Source organism: Agrococcus pavilionensis RW1 (assembly GCF_000400485.1).
In the GTDB taxonomy this organism is placed as follows: domain Bacteria; phylum Actinomycetota; class Actinomycetes; order Actinomycetales; family Microbacteriaceae; genus Agrococcus; species Agrococcus pavilionensis.
Window position 1 is genome coordinate 38251 of sequence record NZ_ASHR01000001.1, and the last position, 20214, is coordinate 58464.

At 74.6% G+C, this 20214-nt stretch carries 19 protein-coding genes and 1 pseudogene; all 20 read right to left on the reverse strand.

The features are described from left to right. Positions 1-18 precede the first annotated feature (18 nt). Positions 19-1974 (reverse strand): primosomal protein N' family DNA-binding protein, encoded by a 1956-nt coding sequence (locus tag L332_RS16090; RefSeq protein WP_021009246.1) that lies wholly within the window; start codon positions 1972-1974, stop codon positions 19-21. Positions 1975-1978: 4 nt separating this feature from the next. After that, positions 1979-3181: a methionine adenosyltransferase gene (metK, locus tag L332_RS16095; RefSeq protein WP_021009247.1), complete on the reverse strand. Its 1203-nt coding sequence runs from the start codon at positions 3179-3181 to the stop codon at positions 1979-1981. Further along, entirely contained in the window at positions 3178-4404 is a 1227-nt protein-coding gene (gene coaBC, locus L332_RS16100; RefSeq protein ID WP_021009248.1) for a bifunctional phosphopantothenoylcysteine decarboxylase/phosphopantothenate--cysteine ligase CoaBC, read from the reverse strand. Before coaBC ends, metK begins: the two co-directional genes overlap by 4 nt. After that, positions 4404-4664: a DNA-directed RNA polymerase subunit omega gene (gene rpoZ / locus L332_RS16105; RefSeq protein WP_021009249.1), complete on the reverse strand. Its 261-nt coding sequence runs from the start codon at positions 4662-4664 to the stop codon at positions 4404-4406. Before rpoZ ends, coaBC begins: the two co-directional genes overlap by 1 nt. Before the next feature lie 174 nt (positions 4665-4838). Continuing rightward, positions 4839-5759: a guanylate kinase gene (gene gmk / locus L332_RS16110; protein WP_021009250.1), complete on the reverse strand. Its 921-nt coding sequence runs from the start codon at positions 5757-5759 to the stop codon at positions 4839-4841. Next, positions 5756-6559: an orotidine-5'-phosphate decarboxylase gene (gene pyrF, locus L332_RS16115; RefSeq protein ID WP_021009251.1), complete on the reverse strand. Its 804-nt coding sequence runs from the start codon at positions 6557-6559 to the stop codon at positions 5756-5758. Before pyrF ends, gmk begins: the two co-directional genes overlap by 4 nt. Continuing rightward, positions 6556-9828, reverse strand: coding sequence for a carbamoyl-phosphate synthase large subunit (carB, locus tag L332_RS16120; RefSeq protein WP_021009252.1), 3273 nt, complete (start codon positions 9826-9828; stop codon positions 6556-6558). The genes pyrF and carB overlap by 4 nt, the downstream gene beginning before the upstream one ends. Continuing rightward, positions 9828-11078, reverse strand: a complete 1251-nt coding sequence (carA, locus tag L332_RS16125) for a glutamine-hydrolyzing carbamoyl-phosphate synthase small subunit (protein WP_021009253.1) — start codon at positions 11076-11078, stop codon at positions 9828-9830. Before carA ends, carB begins: the two co-directional genes overlap by 1 nt. Further along, positions 11075-11557, reverse strand: a complete 483-nt coding sequence (locus L332_RS16130) for a PH-like domain-containing protein (RefSeq protein ID WP_021009254.1) — start codon at positions 11555-11557, stop codon at positions 11075-11077. Before L332_RS16130 ends, carA begins: the two co-directional genes overlap by 4 nt. Next, entirely contained in the window at positions 11554-12852 is a 1299-nt protein-coding gene (locus L332_RS16135; RefSeq protein ID WP_021009255.1) for a dihydroorotase, read from the reverse strand. The genes L332_RS16130 and L332_RS16135 overlap by 4 nt, the downstream gene beginning before the upstream one ends. Continuing rightward, complete coding sequence (locus L332_RS16140) at positions 12849-13814, reverse strand: aspartate carbamoyltransferase catalytic subunit (RefSeq protein ID WP_021009256.1); 966 nt, start codon at positions 13812-13814, stop codon at positions 12849-12851. Before L332_RS16140 ends, L332_RS16135 begins: the two co-directional genes overlap by 4 nt. Continuing rightward, positions 13811-14368 (reverse strand): bifunctional pyr operon transcriptional regulator/uracil phosphoribosyltransferase PyrR, encoded by a 558-nt coding sequence (gene pyrR, locus L332_RS16145; RefSeq protein ID WP_031223130.1) that lies wholly within the window; start codon positions 14366-14368, stop codon positions 13811-13813. The genes L332_RS16140 and pyrR overlap by 4 nt, the downstream gene beginning before the upstream one ends. Before the next feature lie 58 nt (positions 14369-14426). Further along, entirely contained in the window at positions 14427-15239 is an 813-nt protein-coding gene (locus L332_RS16150) for an FAD-dependent monooxygenase (RefSeq protein ID WP_021064816.1), read from the reverse strand. Positions 15240-15459: 220 nt separating this feature from the next. After that, positions 15460-15609: pseudogene (locus L332_RS30915) on the reverse strand (FAD-dependent monooxygenase); the annotation flags it as partial. Between the two features lie 43 nt (positions 15610-15652). After that, on the reverse strand, positions 15653-16075 hold the full coding sequence (gene nusB, locus L332_RS16155) for a transcription antitermination factor NusB (protein ID WP_021009258.1): 423 nt from the start codon (positions 16073-16075) through the stop codon (positions 15653-15655). A gap of 1 nt (position 16076) precedes the next feature. Beyond that, positions 16077-16637 (reverse strand): elongation factor P, encoded by a 561-nt coding sequence (gene efp / locus L332_RS16160; protein WP_021009259.1) that lies wholly within the window; start codon positions 16635-16637, stop codon positions 16077-16079. A gap of 53 nt (positions 16638-16690) precedes the next feature. Next, entirely contained in the window at positions 16691-17125 is a 435-nt protein-coding gene (gene aroQ / locus L332_RS16165; protein ID WP_021009260.1) for a type II 3-dehydroquinate dehydratase, read from the reverse strand. A gap of 266 nt (positions 17126-17391) precedes the next feature. Beyond that, positions 17392-18456 (reverse strand): 3-dehydroquinate synthase, encoded by a 1065-nt coding sequence (gene aroB / locus L332_RS16170; protein WP_021009261.1) that lies wholly within the window; start codon positions 18454-18456, stop codon positions 17392-17394. A 16-nt stretch (positions 18457-18472) separates the two neighbouring features. Beyond that, entirely contained in the window at positions 18473-19030 is a 558-nt protein-coding gene (locus tag L332_RS16175; protein ID WP_021009262.1) for a shikimate kinase, read from the reverse strand. Then, positions 19027-20214, reverse strand: a complete 1188-nt coding sequence (gene aroC, locus L332_RS16180) for a chorismate synthase (RefSeq protein ID WP_021064817.1) — start codon at positions 20212-20214, stop codon at positions 19027-19029. Before aroC ends, L332_RS16175 begins: the two co-directional genes overlap by 4 nt.

A 20214-nucleotide genomic window follows, 5' to 3' on the forward strand; every position in this document is an offset into this window, starting at 1 on the left:
TCCTGACTCGGGACGGCGCTACAGGCCGTCGAAGGGCTCGTGATCATCCAACCGGATGCGGAGCCTCGCGGGCGCGCCGGGGCGGGCCGGGCGGCGCGCGGCGGCGAGCACGCGCGCCCGCACGACGCTCGCGACGCGGGGCCCGTCGGCGTAGGCGAAGCGCGCGATCGCGCGCTCGCGCTCCTCCCCCGGTCGCGCATCCGCGGCAGGCACCGGTCCGAGCACGTCGAGGTGCTCGATGCCGGAGAGCGCCTCGAGCGCCTCGGCGACGGCGTCGGGGTGCCCGACGACGGATGCGGTGCGCACGGCGGGCGGGAACCGGAGCGCGCGCCGCTCGGCGAGCTCGGCCTTCGCGAACGGCACGGTCGTCGCGCCCGTGATCGCCGCGGCCGCGGGCCCCATGACGCCCGCGAGCACGACGCTCGCGCCGTCGGCGGCGAGCGCGCGGGCCGTCGCCCACTGCCGCACGGCCTCCTCCGCGACGCGGAGCCCCTCGCGCGCGAGCAGCGAGTCGCCGTCGAGCAGCAGCACCGCGCGGTAGCCGCCCTCGGCGATCGGCTCGGCGCCGCGCGTCGCGACGACGATGCGCGGGCGCGCGTCGACCTCGAGCCGCTCGTGCTCCCCGTCGGCGATCGCGACGGGGATGCCGGGCATCGCGCGGCCGAGCTCCTCGGCGATGCGGCTCGAGCCGCGGCCCACCTCGCGCATGCGCGTGCCGCTGCAGGACGGGCACGACCACGCGGCGGCGAGCCGACCGCAGAGCCGGCACGCGGGAGCGGAGCCGCGGGAGCGCACGCCGAGCGGGCCGCCGCACGCGCGGCAGCGGGCGCGCGCGCCGCAATCCCCGCACGCGAGGCCCGGGGCGTGGCCGGGCCGCGCGACCTGCACGAGCACGGGACCGTGCTGCAGCCCTTCGCGCGCGGCCGCGAACGCGGCGGCCGGCACGCGCCGGCCGTCGTCGGCGAGCGCCGCGGGCAGCACGCGCACGCGGTGCTCCCCCACGCGCTCGTGCTCGAGGAAGCCGACCTCGACGAGCCGCTCGGCGTCGGTGGAGCGCGCGTGCCCGGCGAGCACGAGCGCGCACCCCGATTGCGCCTGCCGCACGAGCGCGGCGTCGCGCGCGTGCACGCCGGGCGCGAGCGGCTCGGCGAGCAGCGGGTCGCCGTCCTCCCACACCGCGAGCAGCCCGAGCCGCTTCGCGGGGGCGTAGACCGCGGAGCGCGGGCCGATGATCGCGACGGGCTCGTCGTCGAGGCAGCGGAGGAAGGCGCGGTAGCGCTCGGGGTTCTTCTGCCGCGCGTCGAGCTCGACGACCCGCTCCTCGCCGACGGCCGCGTCGAGCGCGAGCCGCAGCTGCCGCTGCTCGCGGTGGTCCGGCACGACGAGGATCGCCTGCTCGCCGCGCTCGAGCGCCTGCCGCGCGAGCGCGGCGAGCGCGATCGCCCAGCGGCCGATCCACGCTGTCCCGTCGTCGCCGTCGGCGACCTCGGCGACGCCGCCCGCGCACTCGAGCGCGATGCGCCGGCGCGCCTCGACGAGGCCGGGGAGCACGGGGGCGGATGCGTCGGCGACCGCGGGCAGCGCGGGCAGGGCCGCGCGGTCGGCCGCGTCGCGCGCGAGCCACGCCTTCTCGACGCGCGCCTGGCGGCCGGGGATCGCGACGCGCAGCACGTCGGCCGCTCCCCCGGCGGCGCGATCGGCGACCGCGCGGGCGAGCGCCCACACCTCGGGCTGCAGCACCGGCACGGTCGAGACGACGTGCGCGACGTCGGCGACCTCGCCCTCCCAGTCGCGCGCATCCGCCACCTCGACGACGTAGCCGGAGGCCTCGCGCTCGTTGCGGAGCGGCACGCGCACGCGCACGCCCGGCGCGACTCCCTCGAGGCCGGGCGGGACGCGGTACTCGAAGAGCCGGTCGAGCTGCGGCAGCCGCGAGTCGACGACGACCCGCGCGAAGGCGGGCGCGGGCGTCAAGGCCTCACAGCCCCGCGGCGGCGCGCAGCGCGTCGACGCGGTCGAGCCGCTCCCACGTGAACCCGGGCAGCTCGCGGCCGAAGTGGCCGTACGCGGCGGTCTGGCGGTACTTCGGCTCGCGCAGCTCGAGGTCGCGCACGATCGCGCCCGGCCGGAGGTCGAAGACCTCCTGGATCGCCTCGCCGATCGCGAGGTCGTCGATCACGCCGGTGCCGAACGATTCGACGTAGAGGCCGACGGGCTGCGCCATCCCGATCGCGTAGGCGGCCTGCACCTCGAGCCGCTTCGCGAGCCCCGCGGCGACAGCGTTCTTCGCGACCCAGCGCAGCGCGTAGGCGGCCGAGCGGTCGACCTTCGACGGGTCCTTGCCGCTGAACGCGCCGCCGCCGTGGCGAGCAGCGCCGCCGTAGGTGTCGACGATGATCTTGCGGCCCGTGAGCCCGGCGTCGCCCTTCGGGCCGCCGGTCAGGAACGAGCCGGAGGGGTTGACGATCGCGCGCATGCCGCTCGCGTCGAGGCCGAGCTCGGCGACGACGGGGGCGATGACGTGCTCGATCACCGCGTCGCGGATCTCGTCGTTCGTGACGCCAGGGGCGTGCTGCGTCGAGACGAGCACGGTGTCGACCGAGACGGGCGTGAAGCCGTCGTAGCCGATCGTCACCTGCGTCTTGCCGTCGGGCCGCAGGAACGGGATCTCGGCCGAGCGCCGGACGGCGGCCAGCCGCTCGGCGAGCCGGTGCGCGGCCCACGCGGTCGCCGGCATGAACGTCGGCGTCTCGTCGGTCGCGAAGCCGAACATGATGCCCTGGTCGCCGGCGCCGTCGCGGTCGAGCGGGTCGACGGAGCCGCCGCGCGCCTCGACGGCGGTGTCGACGCCCGTCGCGATCTCGGGGCTCTGCTCGCCGATCGAGACGGTCACGCCGCAGGAGTTGCCGTCGAACGAGACCTCGCTCGAGTCGTAGCCGATGTCGACGATGACCTTCCGCACGACCGAGGCGATGTCGACGTAGCCGGTCGTGCGCACCTCGCCCGCGACGTGGACGAGACCGGTCGTGACGAGCGTCTCGACCGCGACGCGCGCCTCCGGGTCCTGCGCGAGCATCGCGTCGAGGATCGCGTCGGAGATCTGGTCGGAGATCTTGTCGGGGTGACCCTCGGTCACCGACTCCGACGTGAACAGCCGGAGGCTGCCTGGACTGCTGCTCACTGCTGCTCCTTGCTCGTCGTGCCCGGGAGGCTCGTCGTGCCCGCGAGGCGCTGCGCGACGCAGTCGATGATGGCCCGGGCCACTGACGCCTTCGCTCCCGACGCATCCGCCACGACGCCGTCGGCGTCGAGCACGCGCACGCGCGTCTCGACGGGGCCGAAGCCCTCGTCGTGGCCGACGCGGTTGAGCACGAGCAGGTCGGCGCCCTTCCGGGCGAGCTTCGCGCGACCGCGCTCGACGAGCGCGGCGTCGTCGGCCTCGGTCTCGGCGCCGAAGCCCACGAGCAGGCCATCGCGCGGCAGGCCCGCGAGCTCGGCGAGGATGTCGGGGTTGAGCTCGAGCTCGATCGTCGGCGCGTCGCCCCACGACTCCTTCGAGCGCTTCTCGTCGGCGGCGCCGCGCACGCGGTAGTCGGCGACGGCCGCGGCCATCACCACGACGTCGGCGCTCGCGCGCTCGAGCATCGCCTCGCGCAGCTGCGCGGTCGTCTCGACCTCGACGAGCTCGACGCCCGCGGGCGCGGGCACGTGCAGGTTCGCGCCCACGAGCGTGACGGTCGCTCCCGCCGCGCGCGCCGCGCTCGCGAGGGCGACGCCCATCGCGCCGCTCGAGCGGTTGCCGACGAAGCGCACCGGGTCGATCGGCTCGCGCGTGCCGCCTGCCGAGACGACGACCGAGCGGCCCGCGAGCGCGCCCGAGCGACCGGCTGCCTCGAGGGCCGCGGCGACGACCTCGCCGGGCTCGGCCATGCGGCCGAAGCCCTCGTCGCTGCCCGTGAGCGCGCCGGCGACGGGGCCGACGATCGTCGCGCCGCGCTCGGCGAGCACGCGCACGTTCGCCTGCACCGCCGGCTGCTCCCACATCTCGGTGTGCATCGCGGGCGCGATCACGAGCGGCGCGCGCGAGGCGAGCACCGTCGTGCCGAGCAGGTCGTCGGCGAGCCCGGTCGCGAGCTTCGCGAGCGTGTTCGCGGTCGCGGGCAGGATGACGATCAGGTCGGCCGACTGGCCGAGCGCGACGTGGCGCACGGCGGCGACGTCGTCGAAGACCTCGTCGGTGACGGGGTTGCGGCTGAGCGCCTCGAGCGTCGGGCGCCCGATGAAGCGCAGCGCCGAGGCGGTCGGAACGACGTGCACGTCGTGCCCCGCCTTCACGAGCTCGCGGATGGCGAGCGCGGCCTTGTAGGCGGCGATGCCGCCGGAGATCCCGACGACGACGCGCATCAGCCCTGCGCGGTCTCGTCCTTGGTCAGGACGAGCTTGTCCTGGTGGATCTCGTGCAGCGCGACCGAGAGCGGCTTGTCCTCGATCGTGGCGTCGACGAGCGGGCCGACGTTGTCGAACATCGATCCCTCGTGGATGTCGGTGTAGTAGTCGTTGATCTGGCGCGCGCGCTTCGCGGCGAAGATCACGAGCTGGTACTTGGAGTCGACCTTGTCGAGCACCTCGTCGATCGGCGGGTTGATGATGCCCTGCGTGGCCATGCGTGCCTCCTGCGGCTGTGATCGGTGGCGGATGCGCGGGGTCGCCCCGCGAAGCTCGTGGCGCCGGTGGGCGCAAGCGTCCATCCTATCGCGCGCTGGAGCTCTGGGCGACGGTCCTCTCGGACCGTCGCCGCGACGCCAGCGCCGGGGCCCGTCCCGGGGCCCGAGCTCTGACTACTCCCGAGCCTCCGCCTCCGCGGCGAGGATGCGCTCGACGACCTCGTGCGCGGCCTCGGCGACGTCGGAGTTGACGATCGTCGCGTCGAACTCCGGCTGGCTCGCGAGCTCGACCTTGGCGGTCTCGAGCCGCTTCGCGCGCTCCGCGGGCGTCTCGGTGCCGCGGCCGACGAGCCGGCGGACGAGCTCGTCCCACGAGGGCGGCGCGAGGAAGAGCAGCACGGCGTCGGGGAACGACTCGCGCACCTGCCGGGCGCCCTGCAGGTCGATCTCGAGCAGCACCGACGACCCCTCGTCGAGCGCCGCCTGCACGCTCGAGCGCGGCGTGCCGTAGCGCGACAGGTTGTGCACCGTCGCCCACTCGAGGAACTCGCCCTCGTCGACCATGCGGTCGAACTCGGCGTCGGAGACGAAGGCGTAGTGCACGCCGTCGATCTCGCCGGGTCGCGGCGCCCGGGTCGTCGCGCTCACCGAGTGGCGGATCTGCGGGAAGTGCTCGCGCACGTACTGCGCGACGGTGCCCTTGCCGACCGCCGTCGGTCCCGCGAGCACGATGAGGCGAGGGCGACGCGAGGGATCCACGACGTCAAGCCAAGCGCGAACGCGCTCGCGCTGCAAACCGCCGAGCCCGCCGAGCCGCTTCGATGGGGCGATCGCGAGCTCGCGCATGAGCGTCTCGACGCGCTTGGGCCCCATGCCGCGGAGGCTCCCGAAGTACTCGGGCACGCGCAGCCGCGCCTCGACGCCGTCGGGCTCCTGCCACGCGCGCTCGGCGACGTCGCGCGGTCCGCGCTGCCCGGCGGCGAGCGCGCGCTTGACGGCAGCTCGCGCGCGGCGCGCCTCGATCGCCGCGCGACCGGCCGCGCCAGGGTCAGGGATGCTCCGCTCCGGGACGCCCCGGTCGCGGCTGCCGGTCACGGCAGCTCCCCGATCGCCGCGTCGATCGCCGGCGCGATGCCCTCGGGCCCCGCCTGCAGGATGCTGCGGCTCGCGCTCGCGAGCACGAGCGCGTCCGCGGGGAAGAGCCGGTGCAGGTCGGCGAGCCGAGCGCCCTGCGCGCCGAAGCCCGGCGCGAGGACGGGCGTGGATGCTTCGGGCGCGAGCCCGAAGGCGGCCCGGTCGATCGTCGCCCCGATGACGAGGCCGTGGCCCGCGCCCGTCGCGGCGTTGCGGGCGGCGACCTCGTCCGCGACGGCAGCGGCGACGGTGCGCCCGTCGTCGAGCCGCGCGCGCTGGATGGCCGCGCCCTCGGGGTTCGAGGTCGCCGCGAGCACGAACACGCCCTTGCCGGCTCGCTCGGCGGCCGCGAAGAGGCCCTCGAGCGCGCCGACGCCGAGGTAGGGGCTCGCGGTGAGCGCATCCGCCTCGAGCGGCGCGCCCGGCTCGAGCCACGCGGCCGCGTAGCCGAGCGTCGTCGAGCCGATGTCGCCGCGCTTCGCGTCGGCGATCGTCACGAGGCCAGCGGCGCGCGCGTCGGCGAGCACGCGCTCGAGCGCGCCGAGCCCCGCGGGCCCGAGCGCCTCGAAGAGCGCGGCCTGCGGCTTGACGACGCCGACGCGCCCGGCCGCGGCCTCGACCACCGCGCGGCCGAAGCGCTCGACGCCCGACGCATCCGCCGGCAGGCCCCACCGCTCGAGCAGCGCGGGGTGGGGGTCGATGCCGACGCACAGCGCGCCGCGCCGCCGGACGGCGTCGCCGAGCCGCTCGAAGAAGGTCACGCCGACCGCCGCGCGTGGTACTCCTGCAGGCTCGTCACCTCGAACGCCTCGCGAGCCGCCTCGATCGCCGCGACCGCGGCGCCGAGCTGCGCGACGGTCGTGAAGAGCGCCTTGTCGCCCGCGACCGTGGCCGCCCGGATCTCGTACCCGTCGGCGCGCGCGATGCCGCCCGTGGGGGTGTTGATGATGATGTCGATCTCCCCCGCGTCGATGAGGTCGACGATCGAGGGCTCCTCGCCCGCCTCGGAGTGCTTGCGCACCGTGCGCACGGCGATGCCGTTGCGCGCGAGCACCTCGGCCGTGCCGGTCGTGGCGACGATGTCGAAGCCGAGCTGCTGCAGCCGGTGCATCGGCAGCACCGCCTGGCGCTTGTCGCGGTCGGAGAGCGAGACGAAGACGGTGCCCGAGGTGGGCAGCCCGCCGTAGGCGGCGGCCTGGCTCTTCGCGAACGCGGTCGGGAAGTCGCGGTCGATGCCCATGACCTCGCCGGTCGAGCGCATCTCGGGTCCGAGCAGCGAGTCGACCATGCGGCCGTCGGCGGTGCGGAACCGGCGGAACGGCAGCACGGCCTCCTTGACCGCGACCGGCGCGTCGATCGGCATGACGGTGCCGTCGCGCTCGGGCAGCATGCCCTCGGCGCGCAGCTCCGCGATCGTCGAGCCCGCGAGCACGCGCGCGTTCGCCTTCGCGATCGGCGTGCCGATCGCCTTCGCGACGAACGGCACCGTGCGGCTCGCGCGCGGGTTCGCCTCGATCACATGGAGCACCCCCGCGCCGTACGCGAACTGCACGTTGATGGGCCCGCGCACGTCGAGGCCCGCCGCGATCCGGTGCGTCGCGTCGCGGATCTCCTCGAGCTGCGCGCGGCCGAGGCCGACGGGCGGCATCGTGCACGACGAGTCGCCCGAGTGGATGCCCGCCTCCTCGATGTGCTCGAGGATGCCGCCGACGTAGAGCTCGTCGCCGTCGAAGATGGCGTCGACGTCGATCTCGATCGCGTCGTCGAGGAAGTGGTCGACGAGCAGCGGCGCCTGCGGACCGACGATGCCGTGCGCCGCGATGCGGTCGAAGTAGCCGTGGAGGCTCGCGGTGTCGTAGACGATCTCCATGCCGCGGCCGCCGAGCACGAACGAGGGGCGCACGAGCACCGGGTAGCCGATGCCCTCGGCGATCTCGATCGCCTCCCGCTCGTTCGTCGCGATGCCGTTGCGAGGCGCGACGAGGCCCGCCTCGTCGAGGATGCGCTGGAACAGGCCGCGCTCCTCCGCCGCGTCGATCGCGTCGGGCGTCGTGCCGAGGATCGGCACGCCCGCGGCCTCGAGGCCGCGTGCGAGGCCGAGCGGGGTCTGCCCGCCGAGCTGCACGATGACGCCGACGAGCTCGCCGGCGGCCTGCTCGACGTGCACGATCTCGAGCACGTCCTCGAGCGTGAGGGGCTCGAAGTAGAGCCGGTCGCTCGTGTCGTAGTCGGTCGAGACCGTCTCGGGGTTGCAGTTGACCATGATGGTCTCGAAGCCGGCGTCGGAGAGCGCGAACGACGCGTGCACGCACGAGTAGTCGAACTCGATGCCCTGCCCGATGCGGTTCGGGCCCGAGCCGAGGATGATGACCTTCCGGCGGTCGGAGGGCGCGACCTCCGTCTCGAGGTCGTAGCTCGAGTAGTGGTAGGGCGTCTCGGCCGGGAACTCGCCCGCGCACGTGTCGACGGTCTTGTAGACCGGCCGCACGCCCGCGGCCCAGCGCGCCTCGCGCACCTCCGCCTCGCCGATGCCGCGCAGCTGCGCGATCTGCGCGTCGGAGAAGCCGTGCTCCTTCGCGAGCCGCAGCCTCCCCTCGTCGAGGTCGCCCTCGCGGATGGCGTCGGCGACCTCGTTGATGAGCACGAGCTGGTCGAGGAACCACGGGTCGATGCCGGTCGCCTCATGGGCCTGCTCGATCGTCGCGCCCGCGCGCAGCGCCTGCTGCAGCGTCACGATGCGGCCGTCGGTCGGCACGCGCGCGGCGTCGAGCAGCGCCGCCGCGTCGCCCGGCTCGCCCTCCCAATGGAACGAGGAGCCGCGCTTCTCGAGCGAGCGGAGGGCCTTCTGGAGGGCCTGCGCGTAGGTGCGCCCGATCGCCATGGCCTCGCCGACGGACTTCATGGTCGTCGTGAGGGTCGCATCCGCCGCCGGGAACTTCTCGAAGTTGAAGCGCGGCACCTTGACGACGACGTAGTCGAGCGCGGGCTCGAACGATGCGGGCGTGACCTTCGTGATGTCGTTCGGGATCTCGTCGAGGCGGTAGCCGAGCGCGAGCTTCGCCGCGATCTTCGCGATCGGGAAGCCCGTCGCCTTCGAGGCGAGCGCCGAGGAGCGCGAGACGCGCGGGTTCATCTCGATGACGATGATGCGGCCCGTCGCGGGGTCGACGGCGAACTGGATGTTGCAGCCGCCCGTGTCGACGCCGACGCGCCGGATGATGTCGATGCCGATGTCGCGCAGGCGCTGGAACTCGCGGTCGGTGAGGGTGAGCGCGGGCGCGACGGTGATCGAGTCGCCCGTGTGCACGCCGACGGCGTCGACGTTCTCGATCGAGCACACGACGACCGTGTTGTCGGCCTGGTCGCGCATGAGCTCGAGTTCGTACTCCTTCCAGCCGAGGATCGACTCCTCGAGCAGCACCTCGCCGATCGTCGACGAGTGGATGCCGTCGCCGACGAAGCGGCGCAGCTCGGCCTCGTCGTGCGCGAAGCCCGAGCCGAGGCCGCCCATCGTGAACGAGGGGCGCACGACGACCGGGTAGCCGTACTCCTCGGCGAACGCGATCGCGTCGTCGACCGAGCGCGCGATCGCGCTCGAGGCCACGTCGGCGCCGGCCTCGAGCACGAGCTGCTTGAAGAGCTGGCGGTCCTCGCCGCGCTGGATCGCGTCGACCTTCGCGCCGATGAGCTCGACGCCGTGGCGGGCGAGGATGCCCTGCTCGTGCAGCGCGATCGCCGCGTTGAGCGCGGTCTGGCCGCCGAGCGTCGGCAGGATCGCGTCGGGGCGCTCCTTCACGATGATCGTCTCGATCACCTCGGGCGTGATCGGCTCGATGTAGGTCGCGTCGGCGAAGTCGGGGTCGGTCATGATCGTCGCCGGGTTGGAGTTGACGAGGATGACGCGCACGCCCTCCTCGCGCAGCACCCGGCACGCCTGGGTGCCCGAGTAGTCGAACTCGGCCGCCTGGCCGATGACGATCGGCCCGGAGCCGATGACGAGGACGGAGCGGATGTCGTCGCGCTTGGGCACTAGGCGTCCTTCTGGTCGGAGTCGGAGTCGGAGTCGTGAGAGGCGGCGGCGGCGCGCACGTCGTCGGTCGCCGTGTCGGCGCCCGTCGGGCGCGCGCCGGCGCGATGCGCGAGCACGAGCTCGCGGAAGCGGCCGAAGAGGTGGTGGGCGTCGTTCGGGCCGGCCGCGGCCTCCGGGTGGTACTGCACGCTGAAGGCGGGGATGTCGAGCGCTCGCAGGCCCTCGACCACCTCGTCGTTGAGCGAGAAGTGGCTCACCTCGACGCGGCCGAAGCCCGCGGGGCTCTCGAGCTGCTCGCGCAGCGGCGCGTCGACGGCGAAGCCGTGGTTCTGGCTCGTGATCTCGACGCGTCCGGTCGCGGTGTCGAGCACGGGCTGGTTGATGCCGCGGTGGCCGAACGGCAGCTTGTAGGTGCCGAAGCCGAGCGCGCGGCCGAGCAGCTGGTTGCCGAAGCAGATGCCGAAGAACGGCAGGTCCTCGCGCAGCAGCCCCTGCAGGAGCGAGACCTGGTCGTCGCTCGCGGCCGGGTCGCCGGGGCCGTTCGAGTAGAACGCGGCGATCGGCTCGTGCTCGAGCACCTGCTCGAGCGTCGCGTCCTGCGGCAGCACGACGAGGTCGAAGCCCTGCTGCTGCAGGTACTTGAGGGTGGATGCCTTGACCCCGAGGTCGAGCACGGCGAGCGTGCCGATCGACTCCCCGATCGCCGGCAGCCGGTAGGCCTCGGGCGTCGAGACGAGCTCGGCGAGGCTCCGGCCGGTCATCTCGGGGCTCTCGCGCACCGCCGCGAGCATCGCCTCGTCGCTCTCGAGCGCGTCGCCCGAGAAGACGCCGGCGCGCATCGCGCCCGCGTCGCGGAGGCGGCGGGTGACGGCGCGGGTGTCGATGCCCGCGATGCCGACGATGCCGTCCTCGGCGAGCTGCGCCTCGAGCGAGCCCTCGGCGCGCCAGTTCGAGACGACGCGGCTCGCGGCGCGCACGACGTACCCGGCGGGCCACGCGCGGCGCGACTCGGCGTCCTCGGCGTTGACGCCGGTGTTGCCGATGTGCGGCGCGGTCTGCACGACGATCTGGCCTGCGTAGGAGGGGTCGCTGAGCGTCTCCTGGTAGCCGGTCATGCCGGTCGCGAAGACGGCCTCGCCGAGCGCTCGGCCGGTCGCGCCGTAGGCGGAGCCGCGGTAGATCGTGCCGTCCTCGAGCACGAGGGCGGCGTCCTGAGCCTGCCGGAGGGCGGCGGGTGCGGGGGTGGTCATGAGCGTGCTCCTTCCCGGGCGAGGGCGCGCAGCGCCTCGAACGCCTCGGTGTCGTCGCCGATGAGGCGGAGGTAGGTGTCGACCTCGGCGCCGAGCGAGTGGGCGATCACGATGATCCCCCCGGGCTCGACGACGCGGTCGATGGTCCAGGTGGCCCGCTCGACCGCACGGATGCGGTCGGCGGGGATGCGCATCTCGCGCCGGTCGGCGACGAGCTGCACGCCGGCCGGGTCGATCGCGACCCGGGTGCGGCCGCGGAAGCCGAGGCCGTGGGCGAAGATGCGCTGGTAGGGCTCGCCGGCGCGCGTCGTCGCGACGTAGAGCGCTTCGGCGACGAGGGTCGGCGCGGCGTCGATCCACGGCAGCGGCGGCTCGACGTCGCGCTGGCGTCGTCGGTGGGCGAGCACGCCGAGCACGGCGAGCAGCGCGAGTAGGGCCACGAGGCCCGCGCTCAGCAGCGCGAACAGCTCCTTGGTCATCGTCCGACCTCCTCGGTCACGATCCGTCCGTCGGCGAGCGTGCGGCGGCCCGCGTGCCAGACGTGCAGCACGCGGCCGGGCAGCTCCCGGCCGAGGTAGGGCGAGTTCGCCGAGCGCCCCCGAAGGTGCCGCTCCTCGACGACGGCGCGCGCGGCGGGGTCGACGAGCACGACGTGCGCGGAAGCGCCCACTTCGAGCGGCGCGTCGTAGCCGGGCTCCCGGCCGATCGCGGCGGGCGTCGTCGACATCGCGCGCGCGACGCCGGCCCAGTCCATGAGCCCCGTCTCGACCATCGCCATCTGCACCACCGACAGCGCCGTCTCGAGCCCGACCATGCCGAACGCGGCGTCCGCGAACGCCGTGAGCTTCGCCTCCGGCGCGTGCGGCGCGTGGTCGGTCGCGACGATGTCGATCGTGCCGTCGGCGAGCGCCTCGCGGAGCGCGCGCACGTCGGCGTCGGTGCGCAGCGGCGGGTTGACCTTGAAGCGCGCGTCGTAGGAGCGCACCAGGTCCTCGGTGAGCAGCAGGTGGTGCGGCGCGACCTCGGCGGTGATGCGCACGCCGCGCGCCTTCGCGGCGCGCACGACCTCGACCGTCTCGGCGGTCGAGACGTGGCACACGTGCAGGCGGGCGCCGGCGAGTTCGGCGAGCATCGCGTCGCGCGCGACGATCGACGCCTCGGCGACCGAGGGCCAGCCGCCGAGCCCGAGCTCGGCCGAGAGCGGGCCCTCGTGCATGACGGCGCCGCGCGTGAGCGCCGGGTCCTGCGCGTGCTGCGCGACCACCGCGTCGAGCGCGGCGGCGTGCTCGAGCGCGCGCCGCATGAGCTCGGCGTCGTGCACGCAGTGGCCGTCGTCGCTGAAGACGGTGACGCGAGCGGCGCTGCGGGCGAGCATCGTCATGTCGGCGAGCCGCTCCCCCGCGAGGCCGACCGTGACGGCGCCGATGGGCCGCACGGTCGCGAGGCCCGCCTCGAGGCCGAGCCGGTGCACCTGCTCGACGACCGCCGGGGTGTCGGCGACGGGGTTCGTGTTCGCCATCGCGAAGACGCACGTGAAGCCGCCCGCCGCCGCGGCGCGCACGCCGCTCGCGACCGTCTCGGCCTGCTCGCCGCCGGGCTGGCGCAGGTGGGCGTGGAGGTCGACGAGCCCGGGGAGGGCGATGAGGCCGGATGCGTCGATCACCTCGGCGCGATCGCGATCGATCGCGCTCGGGTCGACGAGGGCGTCGCCCTCGATCGCGAGGTCGCGCGGTTCGCCGCCGAGCACGGCGGCGCCGGTGAGCAGGGTCGTCATCGGGCGCCTCCGAGCTCTGCGGACGGGTGGTCGGATGCGAGGAGCGAGTAGAGCACGGCCATGCGCACCGAGACGCCGGCGGTGACCTGCTCGAGGATCGCCGAGCGGTCGGAGTCGGCGGCGCGGCTCGAGAGCTCGAGGCCGCGGTTCATCGGTCCCGGGTGCAGCAGGTGCGCGTCGCCGAGCCGGGCGAGGCGCTCGTCGGTGAGCGACCAGCCCGTGATGTACTCCGCGGCGCTCGGCGCGACCTTCCCCGCCTGCCGCTCGAGCTGCACGCGCAGGAGCATGAGCGCGTCCGGCCGCTCGTCGATCACGCGGTCGAGGCTCGGCTCGGCGCGCACGCCGAGGCGGGAGCCGTCCGCCGCGGCTGGCGGCAGCAGCGGCGGCGGGCCGACGAGCGTCACCTCGGCGCCGAGCGCGGGCAGCAGCAGCGCGTTCGAGCGCGCGACGCGCGAGTGGGCGATGTCGCCGACGATCGCGACGCGCACGCCGTCGAGCGCCTTCCCGCGAGCGGCGCCGCCGTGGATGCGCCGGCGCAGCGCGAAGGCGTCGAGCAGCGCTTGCGTGGGGTGCTCGTGCGTGCCGTCGCCCGCGTTGACGACGGGTCGGCCGATCCAGTCGGCGAGCAGCGCGGGCGCGCCCGAGGCGCCCGAGCGCACGACGACGCCGTCGACGCCCATCGCCGCGATCGTGAGGCCCGTGTCGCGCAGCGACTCGCCCTTCGAGACGCTCGAGCCCTTGCCCGAGACGTTGATGACGTCGGCCGAGAGCCACTTGCCGGCGATCTCGAACGACGAGCGCGTGCGGGTCGAGTCCTCGAAGAAGAGGTTCACGACCGTCCGGCCGCGCAGGGCCGGCAGCTTCTTGAGCTCGCGGTCCTGGATCTGGTGCATGTCCTCGGCGAGGTCGAGCAGGCCGATCGCCTCGTCGCGCGGCATCGAGGCCGTCAGGAGGTGCCTCATGCGGCCCCGTCCTCGATCGTCACGGCGTCGGCGCCGTCGACCTCGTCGAGCAGGATCCGGACGTGCTCGCTGCGCGCGCTCGGCAGGTTCTTGCCGACGAAGTCGGCGCGGATGGGCAGCTCGCGGTGGCCGCGGTCGACGAGCGCGGCGAGCCGCACGACGCGCGGGCGGCCGAGGTCGGCGAGCGCGTCGAGGGCGGCGCGGATCGTGCGGCCGGAGTAGAGCACGTCGTCGACGAGCACGACGACGCGGTCGTCGACGCCCGCGGCGGGCACGCGCGTCGGCTGCGGCGCGCGCGTCGGCCGGCCGCGCAGGTCGTCGCGGTGCATCGTGACGTCGAGGGCGCCGACCCGGTCGGCGAAGCCGATGCCGGTGATGTCGGCGAGGCGGTCGGCGAGCCGCTGGGCGAGGTGCACGCCGCGGGTCGGGATGCCGAGCAGCACGAGGTCGTCGGCGCCGTGGTTGGCCTCGAGGATCTCGTGGGCGATGCGGGTGAGGGCCCGGCCGATCTCGTCGGGCCCGAGCACGGTGCGCGCACCTGCACGCTGAGTCACGAGCGACTCCCTTCTCCGCCTCACGGGACGGGCTTCAAGGTTGTCTGATGACTCCACTCTACCGCGTCGCGTGCTCCGGCCTGGGGCCGAGGCCGATGAAGCGCCCGAGCAGGTGCCGAAGGGCCGGCACGCGCTGCACGACGCGCAGCGGCAGCGGCACGGGCACGCGCGCGCCGCGCTCGGCGACCCGCACGAGCATGGTCTCGAGCCGCCGCTGCACGGCCTGCACGATCAGCGCGGGCGGCTCGCGCCGCCGCTGGATGCGGTGCAGCAGCGCCTCGCTCGGCCGCGCGCTCGCGAGCCGCGGCCCGAGCGCGTTCGCCGCGGCGACGGCGTCCTGGATCGCGAGGTTGATCCCCACGCCGCCGGCGGGCGACATCGCGTGCGCCGCGTCGCCGATCGCGAGCAGCCCGTCGCGGTGCCAGCGCGGCAGCCGGTCGATGCGCACGCGCAGCACCCGTACGTCGTCGAGCCGCAAGCCCGCGAGCCGCGCGGCGAACGAGGGCTCGAGCGCGCCCACCCGCCGCCGGAGCGCCGCGAGCGAGGCCTCGTCGCCCCGCCAGGCGCCGCGCCGCACGATGTGCGCGGCCTGGAAGAAGTCGCCCCGGTCGATCGACAGCAGCGCCCCGTCGCCGAGCTGCATGAACGTCACCGACTCGCCGGGCTCCCTGGGCACGCGGAACCACAGCACGTCGATCGCGCTCGGCGCGCCGACCGGCTCGAGCCCCGCGTCGGCGCGCAGGCGCGAGTCGCGGCCGTCCGCGAGCACGGTGAGCCTCGCCCGCAGCTCGACGGGGCCCTCGGGCGTGTCGGCGACGACGCCGACGACCCGCTCGCCGTCGCGCAGCAGCGCGATCGCGTCGCACCGCATCCGCAGGTCGAACGCGGCCTGCTCGCGCCCAGCATCCGCGAGCAGGTCGAGGAAGTCCCACTAACGCGATGCACTGCCGCACGGTCGGCAGGCGGCTGAAGTCCGCGAGCACGAGCCGGCGGCCCGAGAAGCGCATCGAGACCTGCGGCAAGTCGGCGTGCGGGAGCGCGAGGAAGCGCTCGAGCAGCCCGATCTCGTGCAGCAGCTGCTGCGTCGACGGGTGGATCGTGTCGCCGCGAAAGTCGCGCAGGAAGTCGCCGTGGCGCTCGAGCACCGCCGTGCGGACGCCGGCGCGGGCGAGCAGCAGGCCGAGCATGAGGCCCGCGGGCCCGCCGCCCACCACGATGCAGTCATGCGTGCGCTCGGCCATGCGGCCATCCTCCGCGCTCGGGAGGCCGAGCGCGAGCGGCGGGTCAGGCGCGCTGCGCCGCGATCCGGCCGAGCACGCCGTTGATGAACGCGCCCGAGCGATCGGTCGACAGCTCGTTCGCGAGGTGCACGGCCTCCGAGACCACGACGCTCGCCGGAGCCGTCTCGTGCTCGAGCTCCCACGCCCCGACCCGCAGGATCGCGAGATCGGTGCGCGGCATCCGGTCGAGCGTCCAGTGCTCGCTCGACGAGGCGATGAGCTCGTCGAGGCCCTCGAGCTCGTCGGCGACGCCCGCGACGATCTCGCGCGCGAACGCGAACCACGGGTGCTTCGCCCAGCCGAGCCGCGCGGCGGTGTCTCGCAGCACCGACTCCGGCGCCTCGTCCCGCGCCTGGGCGGAGTAGAGCACCTCGACGGCGTGCTTGCGCGCCTTGCGGCGCGAGGGGTAGGTCTCCTGACCGCTCACGTCAGTTGACGCGGCCGAGGTAGCTGCCGTCGCGCGTGTCGACCTTGATGCGGGTGCCCTGCTCGACGAAGAGCGGCACCTGGACCTCGGCGCCGGTCTCGACGGTCGCCGACTTCGTGCCGGCGCTCGAGCGGTCGCCCTGCAGGCCCGGCTCGGTGTAGGTGATCTCGAGCACGACGGATGCCGGCAGCTCGACCTGCAGCGCCTCGCCCTCGTGCATCGAGATGGTCGCGGTGCCGTTCTCGAGCAGGTACTTCGAGGCGTCGCCCACGATGTCGGCGGGGATCGGCAGCTGCTCGTACGTGTCGTTGTCCATGAAGACGAAGTCGGTGCCGTCGTTGTACAGGAACTGGTAGTCGCGGCGGTCGACGGTCGCGAACTCGATCTTCGTGCCGGCGTTGAAGGTCTTGTCGACGACCTTCTGGCTGCGCGCGTTGCGCAGCTTCGTGCGCACGAAGGCGCCGCCCTTGCCCGGCTTGACGTGCTGGAACTCGATGACGCTCCAGAGCTGGCCGTCGAGGTTGAGGACCGCGCCGTTCTTGATGTCGTTCGTGGTTGCCATGGGGTTCCGTTCCGTGGTGCGTGCTGGGACCCCCGCGGGGCCGACAGACGAGTCTAGCGGCCGACGATCGCGGCCGCGGCCAGGCGGTAGCCCTCGAGCCCGAAGCCGGCGATGACGCCCGTCGCGACGCCGGAGATCACGGAGGTGTGGCGGAACGCCTCGCGCGCGTGCGGGTTCGAGATGTGCACCTCCACGAGCGGGGCCACGCCCTGCAGCTGCGCGCACGCGTCGCGGAGCGCGTAGGAGTAGTGCGTGAACGCCGCGGGGTTCAGGATCACCGGGGTGCGCGCATCCACCGCTTCGTGGATCCAGCCCACGAGCTCGGCCTCGTCGTCGGTCTGGCGCACGTCGGCCTCGACCCGCTGCTCGAGCGAGCCGGCGGCCTCGACGAGCGGGGCGATGTCGGCGATCGTCGCGGTGCCGTAGACCTCGGGCTCGCGAGTGCCGAGCCGGCCGAGGTTCGGGCCGTTGAGGACGAGGATGCGCATGCCCCCATCCTGCCCGACGGCCGCTCCCCGCGTGCGCGAGTGGCGCCTCCCGCAGGTCAGTGGCGCCTCCCGCACCTGAGGGGCGCCTCCCGCACCCGGAGCGCCGCGAGCTGCGTTCGCCGCTGAACTCGCACGCAAGGCGCCACTCACCCACCGCAGGCGCCACTCACCCACCGCAGGCGCCACTCACCCACCGCGGGAGCCACTCACGTACCGACGGCGCCACTCAGCCACCGCGGGCGCCGGTCGGGTGCGGGAGCGACCGGTCAGTCGGCGAGGGACTGGTAGGCCATGAACAGCAGGCTGTCGTCGGGGCCCTCGAGGATGCGGGGCTTGGCGACGTCGTCGAGCACGACGAAGCGCAGCATCGAGCCGCGCGCCTTCTTGTCCTTGCGCATCGTGCCGAGCAGCGTCTGCCAGCGCCCGACCGGGTAGCTCGTCGGCAGCTCGAGCGACTGCAGGATCGCGCGGTGGCGGTCGACGACCGACTCGGGCAAGCGGCCCGCGAGCCGCGAGAGCTCGGCCGCGAACACGAGCCCGATCGAGACCGCCGCGCCGTGGCGCCAGCGGTAGCGCTCGGTGTGCTCGATCGCGTGCCCGAGCGTGTGGCCGTAGTTGAGGAACTCGCGCTCGCCGCGCTCGCGGAAGTCGTTCGCGACGACGCGCGCCTTCACCTCGATCGAGCGCGCGACGACCTCCTCGAACTCCGGGGCCGTCGGGTCGGTTGCCGCGTCGAACGAGCCCTCGAGCAGCTCGAGGATGCGCGGGTCGGCGATGAAGCCCGCCTTCACGATCTCGGCGAAGCCCGTCAGCAGCTCGTTGCGCGGCAGCGAGTCGACGAGCTCGAGGTCGGCGACGACGACCGCGGGGTGGTGGAAGGCGCCGACGAGGTTCTTGCCCTGCTCGGTGTTGATGCCCGTCTTGCCGCCGACCGCGGCGTCGACGATGCCGAGCACGCTCGTGGGCGCCTGCAGCACCCGCACGCCGCGCAGCCACGTCGCGGCGACGAAGCCCGCGAGGTCGGTGACGGCGCCGCCGCCGAGGCCGAGCACCGCATCGGTCCTCGTGAACTCCGCCTGCCCCATGATCTGCCACAGGAACTGCGCGACCTCGATGCGCTTCGCCGCCTCGGCATCGGGCACCTCGGCGAGCAGCACCTCGATGCCGTCGAGCTCGGCCTTCAAGTGGTCGGCGACGCGGCTCATCGCCGGCTGGTGCACGACGAGCAGCCGCTGCGCGTCGCCGAGCGAGGCGCGGAGGCGCTCGACGAGCACGCCGCGGCCGACGTGCACCTCGTAGGGGGCATCGGTCTCGACGCGGATCGTGGTCATGGGGTCTCCTTCGCGGTCACAGCCCGCGCTCGGCGAGCCAGGCCTGCAGCTCGTCGAGCACGCGGGCCATCGGGGTCCTGGATGTGTCGAGGGTGACGTCGGCGAGGGAGCGGTAGAGCGGCTCCCGCTCCGCAGCGATGCGACGCCACGCGTCGATGCCGTCGGCGACGAGGGGCCGCCCGCCGCCGCCGAGGCGCCGCTCGGCGGCGTGCTCGTCGACCGTCACGAGCACGACGGTCGCCGCCCCGAGCAGCTCGCGGGAGCCCTCGTCGAGCACCGCTCCCCCGCCGAGCGCGACGACCGTGCCCGGCACGAGCGCGCGCCGCACGGCCTCCGCCTCCCAGCGCCGGAACACGGCCTCGCCGTGGGCGGCGAAGATCTCGGGGATCGGCCCGTGCTCGAGCACGACGAGGCGGTCGGTGTCGGCGAAGGTGCGGCCGATGCGGCTCGCGAGCTTGCGGCCGAGCGAGGTCTTGCCGGCCGCCATCGGCCCGATGAGCGCGATCGGCGGGCGGTCGCTCGCCTCGTCGCCGGGCCGGGGCGCCTCGCCCGTCGGGGCCGCGCCGCCGGTCACGGCAGGGTGCGGAGGCGCTCGGGGATCGCGGCGACGTACGCCTCGAGGTTCCGCCGGGTCTCGGCGACCGAGTCGCCGCCGAACTTCTCGAGCATCGCGTCGGCGAGCACGAGCGCGACCATCGCCTCTGCGACGACGCCGGACGCGGGCACGGCGCACACGTCGCTGCGCTGGTGGTGGGCCTGCGCGGCGTCGCCCGTCGCGACGTCGACCGTGCGGAGCGCGCGCGGCACGGTCGCGATCGGCTTCATGCCCGCGCGCACGCGCAGCACGCCGCCGGTCGTCATGCCGCCCTCGATGCCGCCCGCGCGGCCGGTCTCGCGGCGCACGCCCTCCTCGTCGACGAGCAGCTCGTCGTGGGCGACGCTCCCCCGCCGGCGGGTCGTCTCGAAGCCGTCGCCGACCTCGACGCCCTTGATCGCCTGGATGCTCATGAGCGCGCCGGCGAGCCGGCTGTCGAGCCGGCGGTCCCAGTGCACGTAGGAGCCGAGGCCCGGCGGCAGGCCGTAGGCGAGCACCTCGACGATGCCGCCGAGCGTGTCGCCCGAGCGCCGGGCGTCCTCGACCTCGGCGAGCATCGCCGCGCTCGTCGCGGGGTCGTTGCAGCGCAGCTCGTCGGCGTCGAGCCGGTCGACGTCGTCGGGCGTCGGCAGCGGCGCGCCGTCGGGCACGCGCACGGGGCCGATCGAGAGCGTGTGGCTCACGAGCCGCACGCCGAGCTCGGCGAGGAACGCGCGCGCCACCGCGCCGAGCGCGACGCGCGCGGCCGTCTCGCGGGCGCTCGCGCGCTCGAGCACGGGGCGCGCCTCGTCGAAGCCGTGCTTCTGCATGCCGACGAGGTCGGCGTGCCCCGGCCGCGGCCGCGTGAGCTTCGCGGCGCGCGCGCCGGTGAGCTCGCCCTCGAGCGGCGCGGCGCTCATGACCTCCTGCCACTTCGGCCACTCGGTGTTGCCGATGCGCAGCGCGACCGGGCCACCCTGGCTGAGCCCGTGGCGCACGCCGCCCGAGATCGACAGCTCGTCCTGCTCGAACTTCATGCGCGCGCCGCGGCCCGCGCCGAGCTTGCGGCGCTGCAGGTCGGCCTCGATCGCCTCCGCCGTCACGGGCACGCCCGCGGGCAGCCCTTCGAGAAGGGCGAGCAGTTCGGGGCCGTGGGATTCCCCGGCGGTGAGCCAGCGCAGCAT